Raw genomic sequence first — 13,947 nt, 5'->3', positions numbered from 1 at the left:
GGAGGCGTCGGGCATTGGTGTTTCAGCTGATTGACGGGGCGTTGACCGCAAATTGCGCGGCGAAAGCCCTGACATAAGCGGGCCGAGCTTCGCCGCGCGCCACATAGGCGGCCAGGTTTTCATATTCGTCCAAAATGCCTGACATTCTCAGTCGCAGCAGCACTGATACCATCAACAGATCGCCGGCGCTGAACGCACCATCGAGCCAGTCGGCGGCGCCCAGGTGAACAGAGAGCTTGTCCAGCGTCGCGCGAACACGGTCCTTTACCAGCGGCAGGCGCTCTTCGCTCCAAGGCTTGTCACGTTCGAATATTCTTGCCGTCATCAATTCGAGGATCGGCGGCTCGACGGTGTTGAGCGCGGCAAACATCCAGGTGATGGCGCGCGCGCGGGCATCGCTATCCGCAGGCAGCAGGCCGGCGTGCCGTTCGGCGAGATGAAAGACGATCGAGCCGGTCTCGAACAGGCACAGGGATCCTTCCTCATAGGTGGGGATCTGGCCGAAGGGATGGATGGCCAGATGCTCGGGCGCCTTCATCCCGGCGAAGGAAACGAGACGAACCTCATAGGGTTGGCCCACTTCTTCGAGCGCCCAGCGAACGCGCGTATCGCGCGCCAGTCCCTTGCCGCCATCGGGCGATCGTTCAAAGGCTGTGATGGTGGGGGTCATTGGCGGGCTCCGGTGGTTGGTCAGTTGTCTGGTTTTTTGTGGCGCCCAAAGGACGAATGGCGGGGATGTTTTCCGACATCCTGCCTCGTTTTTCGATCCTTGGATTTCATGGCCCGAACCGAAGGGGTCCGTCCTCGGTTCTAGCGCAACAGCCCTTCCGCCTCGAAAGTGTCCCAGCCTTCCAACTGTGCAGCGTCATCACTCCCCATTTCCCTGGCGATGCGGGCCTTGGGCTCCCGTTTTCCTGCTCGCGTCAGCGCTGCCTTGCCGGCGCCGCGCCGTCTATTTTCAGCAACCTCCCGCGCATCTTCCTCGCGCCAGGCGCTTGCCAGGTCGCGATCGAGAATGTCCTCGATGTGGCGTGGATCGAAGACATGGAAGGTGACGGACTTGGATCGCCCGCGCATCTTCACGGTGCGGGTGCCGATGCTTTTCAGTCGGCCATCCCTCAGCCATTTGTGACGTTCGCGCGCGGAGATGGTGAGAATGTCTTCTGCTTCTCGCGGAAGCACGGCCAGAGTTTCGATCCCTTCCAGCCTCCTGGAAATGGTTGCGGAGGCGACCTGGAATGCGTCCGCGTCGGTCTTCAGCATGCGCAATACGACGCGGCCGGTCTCAGCCTTGGCAAACTTCCGCACTGCCCACGGCAGGCGGGCTCGAATCTCGCGTTCGATGCCCTTCAGGCGCAAAGCAGAACCGAGCGTTGCCGATGGCGGCAGCGGCCATTCCGCAACCAGTGACGCGATGCTGCTCTTGTCGCGCTCGGCTTGGGGATCAGGAGCGGTAGTCATTGCGACGATGCCGCTCAGGACCTTTCGCAGGGAAACGCGCTTCTTGTCTGCCATGCTTCATGTTCGCTCATCAGCTGCCTTCGTGGAACGGCAGTTCGCACAGCAGACAACCGAGATCAGGCTCAACAGTTCCTTTGGCACGCACATGCACCTATTCTTCACCAAACCCAGCGCGACGCCGCCCGAGCGGCCTCCTTCAGGTCAGGCTCGTCGTCGGTAGCCCAGGCGACGATGCCATCGGGGCGCACGAGCTGGGCGCTTAGGCTCAACCGCTCCTTGGCGTCGCCGGCGACATAGGTGGCTGATCCGCGACAGGGCGAACTCGACGATTTTCTGGATGGCGAGCGTGGCTGGATCGGCGACTGGCGATCAGCCGCTTCGTGCGAACGCGCCGATGCTGTCGAGCAGCGGCTGTTGGTCGCCGACCCAGAACCAGTGGTCGTCACCGGCGACCTCGATGAACCGTGCGCCCGGGATCCGGGCGGCGAGGAACCGCCCGGCCTCGATGCGCACGGCGCGGTCGCCGGTGCGGTGCAGCACCATCGTCCGGGCCGAGACCTTTGCCAGGAGATGACGGACATCGGTATCACGCAGTGCCTCCAACAGACCCGCGACCGCGCCGGGACTGGAGGCCGCCCTGAGCAGTCCGGCCCACCAGGTCCGAACCTGGCGGTCACCGGCGAGACTCGGCGCGAAGGTTTCGATCTCCGCCGGACCACCCCAGCCGGCGAGCAGGCGTTGCTTCCACAGATCGTATTGCGCGAGGGTCAGGGCGAAGGGATAGTCGGGGGCGTGGCTGCCTCTCGCGAGCGAGCCCCAAAGGACAAGGCCGCTGAGGCGATCGGGGTGATCCACGGCAAAACGGATACAACCCGGTCCACCCTCCGAGGCGCCGATGAGCAGGGCGCGACGGCTTCCTGCCGCATTCATGACCGCCAGAATATCCTGCGCCGTCGCTTCCACGGTGGGGCGGGCGCCGACGCGGTCGGAAAGCCCCATGCCGCGCCGGTCGAACAGGATCAGGCGGCCTAGCCGCGAAACCGAGTTGAGCCAGGCGCGACAGCGTCCGTCCTCCCAAACGCGCTCGACATGTGAAATGAAGCCGGGAACAAGCACGATATCCATCGGGCCGGTGCCGACGATCTGATAGGCGATATGGATGCCGTCGACTTCGACGTAGCGCGTTGCGGGGACGGCGGCATCGTGCGTTGGCTGCTGCAGCAGGGCAAGGGTGGCGGGGTCCGGCGCGACGCCGAGTTCATCCCTCAGCAGCCGCACGCAGGATTCGACCTGGCGCTCGGCCGCCGCCCTGTCTCCGGCCGCCAGATGGGCACGGATCAGGTGACGGTGCGCGCTTTCGCTCAGGGGATCCAGTCCGGCCAGGCGTGCCGCGTTCACGACGGCAGCGCGGGGCTCACCATCGGCGATCTTGGCTTCGACCAGCCGTTCCAGCACCTGCACCAGGCGGCTGCGCAAGGCCTCGCGCCTGAAGAAGACCCACTCCTCGAATTCCGGACAATCCGGAATTGAGAAGCCGGCGAGATAGTCGCTCTGGTATGTATCGGCCGCCGCGTCGAGGGGGCCGACATTGCAGGCATGTTCGAAAAAGCTGGAGTCGACCTCGACCGACAGCTCAGGGTGCAGGACGAGCGATGCTCCGGTGGCGGCGATGACCTCGCTGCCGAAAGCGATGCGGATTTTATACAGTGTGCGGCGAAGGCGTGCCCGTGCGGATTCTTCGTCGGTTTCAGGCCACAGAAGCGTGGCGGCGATGTCGCGCGCCACGGGTCCGCCGGCCTCCGCGAGATAGACCAGGAGCGCAGCCGCCTTGCGCAAGGCAAGCTCCACCCGCCGCCCGTTCAGGCGGAACTCCGGAAACCCCAGAAATCGGAACGCCAATCGTTCCATCGAAACCGTGTGCGGCCGCCGAAGGGGTTTGAGAGGACGTTGAGGGGACGCCGGCCTTCTATCTACCCCACGACGCCGGGCCGATTGGGCCCGATCAGGAGACTCCCTTGGAGCGAGAAATGCCACTGGTCAATACGTTCACCCATCACTCTACGTTCGAGGTCGATGCCGGCACCCCTGTCGGTGCCGCAACCATACGGCAGGGAGGCTGACACATGTGCCAATCCTGTTTCTCCTGGTACGCAAGCTGCGTTGCTCCCTACTTCGTCCACGCCGGCTGTTCGGCGAATGCATTCGCGCATATGCGAAGGCGCATGATCCCGCGGGCAGAGGGCATCGTCGTCGAAGTCGGCTTCGGGTCGGGCCTGAACCTTCCCTACTACGACGCCGCCCGGGTGAAGCGGCTGGTCGGCGTCGATCCGGACGGCACGATGCTCGGCTTGGCCGGACCGAAGTGCCGCTCCTCGCCATTCGATGTCGAATGCCTGCGGGCCGGCGGCGAAAGCCTGCCATTGGCCGATGCCTGCGCCGATACGGTCGTCGTCACCTATGCATTTTGTACCATTCCGGACCCCGAGGCGGCGCTGAGCGAAATCCGGCGCGTCCTGAAGCCAACGGGGCGGCTGATCTTCATCGAGCACGGCCAGGCCGAGGGGCCGCGTTGCCGCAGGTGGCAGGAGCGCCTGAACCGCCTGTGGGGGCGGCTCGCCGGCGGCTGTCACCTCAACCGCGATCCGTTGGGCCTGATCCGCGGGGCGGGCTTCCACCTTATCGAAGAAGAGCGCAGGCGGTTTCCGCTGCCCTTCTGGCAATTGGGAAGCCACCACGCCGGCGTGGCGGCGCCGGCAGGTTGATCGCCGCCGAAGCTTGGCGATCAAGTCGCGCTGAGCGTGGGCTCAGCCCTTCGAAATGCCGCGTGCGATCAGCCGGGCAAGGCGATCGGAAAACGCCCTGGCGTCGGCCGGCTTGTCGCCGTCGAGCACGCGCGCCTCGTCATAGAGGAGATGGGCCGCATCGTCCTTGAAGGCCTGTTCGTCCTCGCCAAGGCCGGCGAGCGCCAGCACGCGCTGGTGCCGCGGATTGATTTCCAGGATCGGCTTCGCCGCCTTGTCGAGGCGGCCGGCGGCATTGAGCAACCGCTCGAACTGACGGTCGGGGCCATGTTCGGGCGCGACCAGGCAGACGGCGCTTTCGGTCAGGCGATCTGATGCCTTGACGTCCGAGACGGCGTCGCCGAGCGCCGCCTTGACTAAGGCCAGGAAGCCCTCGACTTCCGGTGTCGTTGCCGTGTCCGGCTTGGCGGCGTCATCGGGCAGCGGAATATCCGACAGCTCCGCCACGCCCTGCGTCACCGACTTGAACGGCTTGCCGTCGAAGTCCGGCGCCATCGTCACCCAGAAGCTGTCGACCGGATCCGTCAAAAGCAGCACCTCGATGCCGCGTGCCCTGAACCCTTCGAGTTGCGGCGAGGCTTCGAGCCGCGCGCGGTCGTCGCCGGCCATGAAGAAGATCGCTTTCTGGCCTTCCTTCATCGCCGCGACATAGTCGGCAAGCCCGCGCCAGCCTTCGCCCGAACCGGTCGAGCGGAAGCGGGCAAGCTTCAGCAATTGCTCGCGGCGCTCATGGTCCTCGTAGAGCCCTTCCTTGAGGACGACGCCGAAATTCTCCCAGATCTTCGCGTATGCTTCCGCCTCATTCTCGGCCAGCTTGACGAGATCGCCGAGCACGCGATTGGTCAGGCCCTTGCGGATCGCGGCCAGCAGCGGGCTTTCCTGGATCATCTCGCGCGAAACGTTGAGCGGCAGATCGGCGGAATCGACCAGCCCGCGCACGAAGCGCAAATAGCGCGGCAGGAGGTCGGCATCGTCGGTGATGAAGACGCGGCGCACATAGAGCTTCATGCGGCCCTTGCGGTCCTGGTCGAAGAGATCGAACGGGCGCGAGCCGGGCACGAAGGCAAGCACTGAGTATTCCTGCCGGCCTTCGGCGCGGAAGTGGATGGTGGCGGCCGGCTCGTCATACTGGCCCGATACGCCACGGTAGAAATCAGTGTATTCCTCGGGCTTGATCTCGCTCTTCGGCCTGACCCAGAGAGCCGTACCATCGGCGATGTCGCGCGCCTCTGCGCCGGGTTTTTCGACCAGCGTGATCGGCACCGGCACATGGCCCGATTGCGATTTGGCCAGCTGCTCGAGCCGGTAGGATCCGGTGTAGGAGACGGCATCGTCCATCAGATGCAGCACGACGCGGGTGCCGCGCCTGGGGGCGGCTTCGAGCGGGGCGGGCGCGATCTCGTAGGAGCCCTTGCCGTCGGACGACCAGCGCCAGGCTTCCTCGCTTCCCGCCAGCCGGCTGACGACGTCGACGCGGTCGGCCACCATGAAAGCGGAGTAGAAGCCGACGCCGAACTGGCCGATGAGCTGGGTGTCTTCGGTGCTGGAACCAACCCGCTCGATGAAAGCGCGCGTGCCCGACCGCGCGATCGTGCCAAGGGCCTCGGCCATGTCGTCGCGGCTCATGCCGATGCCGTTGTCTTCGACGGTGATCTGCTTGTTGTCGGGATCGGCCGAAATCGAGATGCGTGGCTTGGGGTCATCGGCCAGCAACTCAGGCCGGCTGACGGCCTCGAAACGCAGCTTCTCGCAGGCGTCGGCGGCATTGGAAATCAGCTCGCGCAGGAAGACGTCCTTATCGGAATAGACCGAGTGCACCATCATGTGCAGCAGCCGCGAAACATCCGCCTCGAACGCCCTGGTTTCCGTCGCTTTCGTATCGGTCGTCATTCAGATTTTTCCCACGCTGTTCATCCGCCCGCCGCGCGGTAGCGCGTTCGGGATGTCCCTTTCAACCATTTTCAATAACGCTGGCAACTCGGCAGTTGCCAGCGCCACGACAATATCGTGATGGAATGGGAGAGTGACAAGAGGCTGAGAAACTGGGCGCCGGCGGCAAAACTGCCAATCTCCCCCCTAGTGGGGGAGATGCCCGGCAGGGCAGAGGGGGGCGCTGTCCCGCCGACTCTTCCAGTCCATCCGTCGTCGCGATGCGTTCTCTCGCACCGATGAGGTTGGCGCCCTACGGCGCCCCCTCTGGCCTGCCGGCGTTCGTCGCTCGGAAAGCCCAGCAATTGGCTTTCCGTCCGCTGCGCGGGCCGCTCCTCACCCCCCACGAGTGGGGAGATTGGCAGCGTCCGTGCCGCGCGCTACTTCCCCGCCATCTGGTCGGCAAGCGCCTGCGCCTCGCCGACCAGAGCCGGGAAGGCCGCGTCTTTCGGCAACTGTTCGCCCATGCATTTGCGATAGTCGCCGTCGCCTTTTTCCCAGGCGGCATTGGCGGCATCATAGGCCGTTTCGTCCTGCTGCCCGGACGCCTGCGCGGCGAGTTTCTGGGCGGCTTCGTCCGCCGCCGTCCACAAGGCCTCGCAGGCCGCGATCTTGGGAACAGGTGGTGTGGCGGGCGCCGAGGCAATCATGACGCTGCTGCCCTTGACCAGCGTGACGACGACCTGCTGCTCGTAGATCGGGCCGACATCCTGCGTCCAGCCGCCGAGCCGCGCAATGGCGATGTCGGCGCCATCAGGCTTCTTCAGCGGAAAATCGAGCGTGCCCAGGAAGGCGGCGTCGCTGTTGATCGCCTGGGTGTAGAAGGCGTCGAGCTTCAGCGCTTCGTTGATATCGGTGGGCAGTTTGAGCGCGGCGTCGGTCTCGGCGGACCGGGCCTGAAGCCAGCGGTCGAGCAGACCCCGCGTCGTTGCCAAGAGGCTCGGGCCGTCATCGCTCTTGGTGTATCGCAGCCCGTCGAGCATGCCATATCCGACATCGGCGTCGCTCAGGCTTTCCAGATTGATGGTGCCGGTTGCCGGGAAATCCTTGACCGCCAGGGGGCCGAGAAGTGCGGAGAGGCGCCCTTGGAGATCGGTCCGCGCCTTGGCATCGGCGGCATCGAGGTCTTCCACGGGAGCGTTCGCGCTGTTGAGCGCCGCGATGGCTGCAATCGCCTTGTCGCGCGCGGCAATATAGTCGTCCTCCGGCGATGCCGCGAAAGCCGCGCTGCTCGCCAGCGCGAACATGACCGTCCAGACCAGCCGCATGATGGGAATCTCTCCAGTTCCAGGGTGTTGTGCGGAAGACATTGTGCAACGAGCATGGTGAAAACATGGTCAGGTTTGCTTTCGCTTCTCCACCTCCGCCTTCCTCAGCAGGAAGCGCTGGATCTTGCCGCTCGGCGTCTTCGGCAATTCCGTCACGAAATCGATTTCGCGCGGATAGGCATGCGCAGAAAGCCGCTTGCGGACATGCTGCGCCAGTTCCTCGGCGAGCGCCTCGCTGCCCTTGTAAGCGGGCGCCAGGATTACGAAGGCCTTGACGATCTCGGTGCGCTGCGGATCGGGCACACCAACCACGGCGGCCTCGTTGACCGCAGGATGTTCGATCAGCGCGCTTTCGACATCGAAGGGGCCGATGCGGTAACCCGATGAGGTGATGACGTCGTCGGCGCGGCCGATGAAGGAGACCGAGCCGTCCGGCTCGTATTCCACCGTGTCGCCGGTGCGGTAGTAGCCGCCCGTGATCGCCGGCGTTTCGGCCTGGTGGTAGCCATCGAACCAGCGCAGCGGCGAGTTGGCGATGTCGACGGCAAGGATGCCAGGCTGGTTGGGGCCGAGCTCGTTGCCGGCCTCGTCCAGCACCACCATGCGGTAGCCGGGCATGGCAAAGCCGGCAGAGCCCGCGCGGACAGGATGCGCGAGGCCGTGGTGATTGTTGACCATCATTCCGTTCTCGGTCTGGCCGTAATGATCGTGGATGGGCGCACCGAGGTGGGCGTCGAACCAGCGGATCACCTCCGGGTTGAGCGGTTCGCCGGCGCTGCTCACCACGCGCAGCCGGCCCTTGATGCGGGCGGCGGCGGCGGGACCTTCGGCGAGCAGCAGGCGGAAGGCGGTGGGCGAACCGGCCAGGCTGGTGACGCCGAGCCGCTCGATGACCTCATAGGTGCTCCTGGCATTGAAGGGACCTTCGTTGAAGGTCGTGGCGATGCCAAGCTGCAGGGGGCCAGTGACGGCATAATAGAGGCCGTAGGCCCAGCCGGGATCGGCGATGTTCCAGAAGATGTCGTCGGGACGAAGTCCGATCGCGTCACGCATATAGGCGCCGAAGGCCTGCAGCGCACCGAGCGGCACCGGCACGCCCTTGGGCAGGCCTGTCGTGCCCGAGGTCGACATCATCATGAATAGATCAGAACCCTTGCGCATCACCGGCTCACAGTCGGGCGAGACGGCGGCAATGGCGGCACGAAAATCGGTGTCGCCTTGGGGCAAGGTGTCGTCGCGGTCGAGAATGGTTGCCACGCGCGGGCAGCTCTCGATCTCGTCGAGCTTGCCGCGATTGGCTGGATTGGTCACCACCAGTTTCGCCCCGCTGTAGCCGAGCCGATGTTCGATCGCCTTTGGGCCGAATGCGGTGAACAGCGGCTGGTAGACGGCACCGATGCGCCAGGTGCCGAGGATCAACGCCACCAGTTCGGGAATGCGCGGCAGCATGCCGGCGACGACATCGCCGGGGCCGACGCCCAAATCCTTGAGCAGGTTGCCGACGCGGCCCGACATATCGGCCAGATCGTCGAAGCTGAATTGCCTGAGCTCGCCGCCGGCCGAGATCGCGCGCAGCGCCAGACGGTTGCTGCCGGTATGGCGGCCGCAGCATTCGACATAGGCATTGATGCCGGTCGCCGGGTCGCCGTCGAGCCTGGCGATCTCATCTTCGATGCGAAAGCGTGAAACAGCGTCGTCGTAGCGCGGCAAGCCGGTCCTGGTCATGGCAGTCCTCCCTGGCGGCGCCACATCTCCCCACGGAGCGCCGTCGCGGCGACAATGACATCAGATGGCGTGGATGGGCAATGAAGGAAGCCGATTGTGCAGGCAGAAGAACGGGCGGAGCTAGGATCCTTGCCGGCCGTGTCCGGCGCTGGAGCCATAGAGGGCGGCGTTGCCCTCGCGCATCATGCGCAGCGCCTCTTCCTCGGTCAGGCCGAACTTGCGCATCATCCGCCGGATCTCGGGGCTCACCGTGACCTCGACCGGTCTTGCCGTATTACGCATCTTCATGGCCTTCTTCTTTGGCATCAGTGCGCATCCCAATCTGGTCGAGGCATGCTTCGCATCAGCTCTGCCCCGGCCTTAGGGTGCCACGCCAGATCATCGGGGCATGGTAGATCATACGGCTGCCGGCACCGCCTTCTTCCCGCGCACCGGTGGCCAGCCGCACGGCGTGCGTGGCGATTTCCTCGATGGGTGGTGCGAACGTCGTCAGCCGGTACGAAGCCCAGTCGGCCTGCTCAATATCGTCGAAGCCGATGACGCAAAGATCGCGCGGTACGCTGATGCCGAACTCATGGCGCGCCGCGTCCAGGAAGCCGCAGGCAATGAGGTCGGTGACGCAGAACGCCGCATCAGGACGCTGCCGGCCGGAAAACAGGCGCCTGGCGCCCTCGACGCCGGTTGCATAGCCGGTGCGTCCCTCGCGCCACAGGATCACCTCCAGCCCTTCCTTCCGCGCGGCGGCGATGAAAGCCGTCTCGCGAGCCAGAAGGCTGGGTGTGCCGGCGGCCGACGTGACCAGGGCAGGCCTCGTGCAACCGGCGCGGATGAAAGCGTGCAATGCCGCCTCGGCGGCTGCGGCGTTGTCGACGCCGATGTTGTGCGGCCCGTCGAAGCGGTCGTCGCGATTGATCAGGATCAGCCGCTGGCCGTTTTCGAGACAGGTGCGGATCAGGACTTGCGGCGGCGAACCGGACAGCACGATGCTCGCATCGGCGCGATAATTCAGCGTGTTGCGCAATGCCTGATCGACATGGTGGCTGGGGCCGGAGGTGTTGAACACCATGGCCACCTTGCCGGCATCCCGCAGATGCTGCGTCAGCATCCGCTGCAGCCGGGCGTGATAGGGCGTGTCGCCGTCGGCAACGATAAGGCAGACGATGCCGGTAGAGGCCCGCATCAGGCCGCGTGCCAGATGGTTGACGTGATAGCCGAGCTGCTCGGCCGCCTGCAGCACACGCTCGCGGGTTTCTTCCGAGACGCTGGCGCCGGGGGTGAAGGTTCGCGACACGGCCGAACGTGAAACGCCGGCGAGGTCGGCGACCTGCTGGGCGCTGGAAAAACCGTTGCGGGCTCTCTGGACGGTCAAGCGAACGACTCGCTGCTGTTTCTCGTGATTCCTTGCACGGCCGTGCAACATAGCGCACGTTCTGACCTATTGCCACTGCCGTACTTGACACCTGCGTCTGAATGAAACAGCTTTGCACAGCCGTGCAACAAGAGCGGCATTGGAGGATTATCCTGTCCATTTCAGCGACGACGGCATTGAGGATGCGATTGTCCGGACCGGCTGCATGAGCACGGCAGTGGCGCATCCCGGGGCGGACCGGCTGTCCGATGCCGAAATGGACAGGCGTGCCGATGTCTGCCGCAAACTGCTCGCCTCGGCGGGAGAGTTGGCGATGGAGGGATACTCAAGGCTCGACGCCACCCAGCCGGTGGCGATGAAAGGGCCGCAGGATTTTCTCACCGAAACCGACGGCAAGGTCGAGGAGCACATCCGCGCGACGCTGGCCGAGGCCTTTCCGCAGGACGGGTTCCTGGGCGAGGAGACCGGCGGCACCTGCTCGGCCCGCGTGTGGGTGGTCGACCCGATCGACGGCACCGCCAATTTCATGCGCGGCATTCCGCATTTCTGCATCTCCATCGCCTTCGTCCAGGACGGCCGCAGCGAGATCGGCGGCATCGCCAATCCGGCCGTCGGCGAGACGTATTTTGCCCGTCGCGGACGTGGCGCGACGCGCAACGGCGCGGCGATCCATGTTTCACCGACGCAAGCTTTCGACCGCGCCTTTGTCGAGTTCGGCTGGTCGCCCAGGATCCCGAACCGCGTCTATCTGGACAAGGTCGCGCTGGTCTGGTCGCTCGGCGCCAATGTGCGGCGCTCCGGCTCGGGAGCGCTTGGGCTGGCCTATGTCGCCGACGGCCGCTCGGACGCCTACGCCGAACTTCACATCAATTCGTGGGACTGCCTGGCCGGATTGCTTCTGGTGGAGGAGGCCGGGGGCCGGGTGAACCGGTTCCTCGACGGCGAGGGCATGACGAAGGGCAATCCCGTGCTTGCCGCAGCACCAGGCGTGGCGGCGACACTGTCCCAGGTGATCGGAGTGCCGCTCGACGACGGTTGAATTTCAGGAGCAATTAAAGGGAGGAATATCGATGAAAGGTCCATTTGATCGCAGGCGGGGCAGGGCATGGCTTGGTCTCGCGGCACTCGCCATTCGCCCGCCGTGGCGGAAGGAACCGTCGTCGGCATCGATTTCGACCCGGCAAAGGTCGTGCTGATCGCCGGCGAATAGGGCTGGATCTCACCCCTAGAGGTTCGCCTCGGCGAAGATGCGCGCGGCCCAGTCGAGGAAGATGCGCAGCCGGGGCGAAAGCTGCCGGTTCTGCGGGTAGAGCGCCGACAGTGGCGTCGGAGAGGGCGGATAGTCGGCCAGCACCTCGATGAGCGTGCCGTCGGCAAGATCCTTTTCGAAGCGATAGCGTGGGGCCTGGATGAGGCCGAGGCCAAGCCTGGCCAGGTCGGCGGCGGTGTCGGAATTGTTGGCGGCGACGCGGCCCGGCAGCCTGACTTCGCGGGTCTTGCCGCCGACGGTGAATTCGAATGGCAGCACCTCGCCGGTGCGCGACGACACGAAGCCGACCGCCTGATGGCCTTCGAGCGCGTCGGGGGAGGCCGGGGTGCCATGGCGTTCGAGATAGGCGGGACTGGCGCAGGTCATCTCGCGGATCATTGCCAGCCGCCGCATGATCATGCCGCTGTCAGGCGGCTCGCCGACGCGGATGACGCAATCGACGCCCTCGCGCACCAGATCGACCAGCCGGTCGCTCTGGCCGATCTGCAGGTCGATGCGGGGATGGCGGGTGAGGAATTCTGGCAAGCGCGGCAGAAGAAATGTCCGGGTGAGCAGCGTGCTGGCGTCGATGCGCAGCAGGCCGAATGGCTCGGCATTGCGGAAGGCGGCTTCCGCATCCTCGATTTCGGCCAGGATCGACAGGCAGCGCCGGTAATAGGCCTCGCCATCCTGCGTGGCATTCACCTGCCGCGTCGTGCGTTCCAGGAGCCGCGCGCCGAGATGTTCTTCCAGCCGCCGGATCGCTTCCGTGGCGGTTGAACGGGGCAGGCCGAGATCGGCGGCGGCAGCGGTGAAGCTGCGTCGCTCGAGAACGCGAACGAAGAGCCGCATCGTGTCCAGGCGATCCATGGTCTTTGTTCGCAAATTCCGAATAGTGATGTCAATAGGAAGCTGATTGTCCGGAAGATGGCATGGTCTATATCCCGTGTCACCGACAACACGGAGAGACTTCCATGACACCCATTCCGACCAGAGCTGCGATCGTAACCGGCGCTTCCAAGGGCGTCGGCGCAGCGATCACGCAGCGGCTAGCCCGCGACGGCATGGCCGTCGTCGTCAACTACTCGCGAGGCCGCACCGAGGCCGAAGCGGTCGTCAGCGCCATTGAAGCCGGTGGCGGCAAGGCAATCGCTGTCCAGGCCAACATCGCCGATCCGGCTGGTATCGCCATGCTTTTCGATGCCGGTGAACAGGCGTTCGGCGGCGTCGACATTCTCGTCAACAATGCTGGCATCATGAAGCTTTCGCCGGTCGCCGAGACCGATGACGCCTCCTTCGACAACCAGGTCGCCACCAATCTCGGCGGCGTGTTCCGTGGAATGCGCGAAGGCGCGCGGCGGCTTCGTGATGGTGGCCGCATCATCTCATTCTCCAGCAGCGTCGTCGGCCTCTATCAGCCGGGTTATGGTGTCTACGCTGCCACCAAGGCGGCGGTCGAGGCGATGACGCACATCCTGGCCAAGGAGCTTGGCGCGCGCCGTATCACCGTCAACGCGGTGGCGCCCGGACCGGTCGAGACGGCGCTGTTCACGGACGGCAAGAGCGCGGCGCAGATCGAGGCGATCGGCAAGATGATTCCGCTCGGCCGGCTCGGCCAGCCCGACGACATCGCCGGCGTGGTCTCGTTCCTGGCCGGGCCGGACAGCTTCTGGGTCAACGGGCAAATCATCCGCGCCAATGGCGGCGTGATCTGAAGGAGGCTGTCGACGGCGTCTCCAGCCGCCCGACGGCTGCTCCATCCCAAAACCTGATCCAACTTCAACACAAAAGGAAACGATCATGCCATTCGCCAACATCAAGATGCCGCAGGCGGCCCTCTCCAAGGCCCAGAAGGAAGACCTCATCCATCGGATCACCGCCATGTTCGTCGACTTTTTCGGCGAGGGCGTACGGCCCTACACGATGGTGCTGGTCGAGGAGGTCGCCGACGGCGGCTATGGTCGCGCCGACGAAGTGTTCGTCGTGCCGGAAGCCTATCGCGCCAAGGAGTAGCTCCGGGAAAGGTTTGCGCCAGTACCCCCACACGGACCTTCGGTCCGACCTCCCCACAAGGGTAGGGCTATCGCATATGAGTAAAGAGGCTGAGCAGGTCTTGATCGGCCCATCGTGCTTTGAGTCGTTTGT

13 protein-coding genes and 1 pseudogene are annotated in these 13,947 nt (G+C 65.0%); 4 read left to right on the top strand and 10 right to left on the bottom strand.

The features are described 5' to 3' along the window. Positions 1-22: 22 nt before the first annotated feature. The 4 genes and pseudogenes from X741_RS137880 to X741_RS137890 form a co-directional block, all read right to left on the bottom strand. Positions 23-670 (bottom strand): glutathione S-transferase family protein, encoded by a 648-nt coding sequence (locus X741_RS137880; RefSeq protein WP_023780704.1) that lies wholly within the window; start codon positions 668-670, stop codon positions 23-25. A gap of 140 nt (positions 671-810) precedes the next feature. After that, positions 811-1,515, bottom strand: coding sequence for a hypothetical protein (locus tag X741_RS137885; protein ID WP_023780703.1), 705 nt, complete (start codon positions 1,513-1,515; stop codon positions 811-813). Between the two features lie 97 nt (positions 1,516-1,612). Beyond that, positions 1,613-1,757: pseudogene (locus X741_RS1000000171730) on the bottom strand (hypothetical protein); the annotation flags it as partial. 73 nt (positions 1,758-1,830) lie between these two features. Continuing rightward, positions 1,831-3,369 carry an alpha/beta hydrolase gene (locus X741_RS137890; RefSeq protein ID WP_031250684.1) on the bottom strand — a complete coding sequence of 513 codons (1,539 nt, stop codon included), beginning with the start codon at positions 3,367-3,369 and terminating at the stop codon, positions 1,831-1,833. Between the two features lie 314 nt (positions 3,370-3,683). Between X741_RS137890 and X741_RS137895 the strand changes: the two genes are divergently transcribed. Next, entirely contained in the window at positions 3,684-4,223 is a 540-nt protein-coding gene (locus X741_RS137895; RefSeq protein ID WP_023780701.1) for a class I SAM-dependent methyltransferase, read from the top strand. 42 nt (positions 4,224-4,265) lie between these two features. Here X741_RS137895 and htpG read toward each other — a convergent pair whose 3' ends face one another. The 5 genes from htpG to X741_RS137920 all read right to left on the bottom strand — a co-directional run bounded on the left by htpG (position 4,266) and on the right by X741_RS137920 (position 10,553). Further along, complete coding sequence (gene htpG, locus X741_RS137900) at positions 4,266-6,152, bottom strand: molecular chaperone HtpG (RefSeq protein WP_023780700.1); 1,887 nt, start codon at positions 6,150-6,152, stop codon at positions 4,266-4,268. 419 nt (positions 6,153-6,571) lie between these two features. After that, positions 6,572-7,459 carry a hypothetical protein gene (locus X741_RS137905; RefSeq protein WP_013894355.1) on the bottom strand — a complete coding sequence of 296 codons (888 nt, stop codon included), beginning with the start codon at positions 7,457-7,459 and terminating at the stop codon, positions 6,572-6,574. A gap of 69 nt (positions 7,460-7,528) precedes the next feature. After that, entirely contained in the window at positions 7,529-9,184 is a 1,656-nt protein-coding gene (locus X741_RS137910; RefSeq protein ID WP_023780699.1) for an acyl-CoA synthetase, read from the bottom strand. 120 nt (positions 9,185-9,304) lie between these two features. Further along, a complete protein-coding gene (locus X741_RS137915) occupies positions 9,305-9,490 on the bottom strand; it encodes a hypothetical protein (protein ID WP_023780698.1) in 186 nt (61 codons plus the stop codon). 37 nt (positions 9,491-9,527) lie between these two features. Further along, on the bottom strand, positions 9,528-10,553 hold the full coding sequence (locus tag X741_RS137920; protein WP_023780697.1) for a substrate-binding domain-containing protein: 1,026 nt from the start codon (positions 10,551-10,553) through the stop codon (positions 9,528-9,530). A gap of 205 nt (positions 10,554-10,758) precedes the next feature. Here X741_RS137920 and X741_RS137925 point away from each other — a divergent pair, with 205 nt between their 5' ends. Beyond that, positions 10,759-11,592: an inositol monophosphatase gene (locus X741_RS137925; protein WP_051410541.1), complete on the top strand. Its 834-nt coding sequence runs from the start codon at positions 10,759-10,761 to the stop codon at positions 11,590-11,592. 186 nt (positions 11,593-11,778) lie between these two features. On the opposite strand, the gene X741_RS137930 is transcribed toward X741_RS137925, so the two are convergent. After that, entirely contained in the window at positions 11,779-12,672 is an 894-nt protein-coding gene (locus tag X741_RS137930) for a LysR family transcriptional regulator (RefSeq protein ID WP_023780694.1), read from the bottom strand. A 104-nt stretch (positions 12,673-12,776) separates the two neighbouring features. Between X741_RS137930 and X741_RS137935 the strand changes: the two genes are divergently transcribed. Both X741_RS137935 and X741_RS137940 read left to right on the top strand, forming a co-directional pair. Continuing rightward, positions 12,777-13,517, top strand: coding sequence for an SDR family oxidoreductase (locus X741_RS137935; RefSeq protein ID WP_023780693.1), 741 nt, complete (start codon positions 12,777-12,779; stop codon positions 13,515-13,517). Positions 13,518-13,602: 85 nt separating this feature from the next. Beyond that, complete coding sequence (locus tag X741_RS137940; protein WP_023767238.1) at positions 13,603-13,815, top strand: 4-oxalocrotonate tautomerase family protein; 213 nt, start codon at positions 13,603-13,605, stop codon at positions 13,813-13,815. The last annotated feature ends 132 nt before the right edge of the window (positions 13,816-13,947 follow it).

Source organism: Mesorhizobium sp. LNHC221B00 (genome assembly GCF_000502935.1).
Taxonomy (GTDB): domain Bacteria; phylum Pseudomonadota; class Alphaproteobacteria; order Rhizobiales; family Rhizobiaceae; genus Mesorhizobium; species Mesorhizobium opportunistum.
Note: the sequence above shows the minus strand (reverse complement) of the source record. Positions and strands in the feature narration are given on the sequence as shown.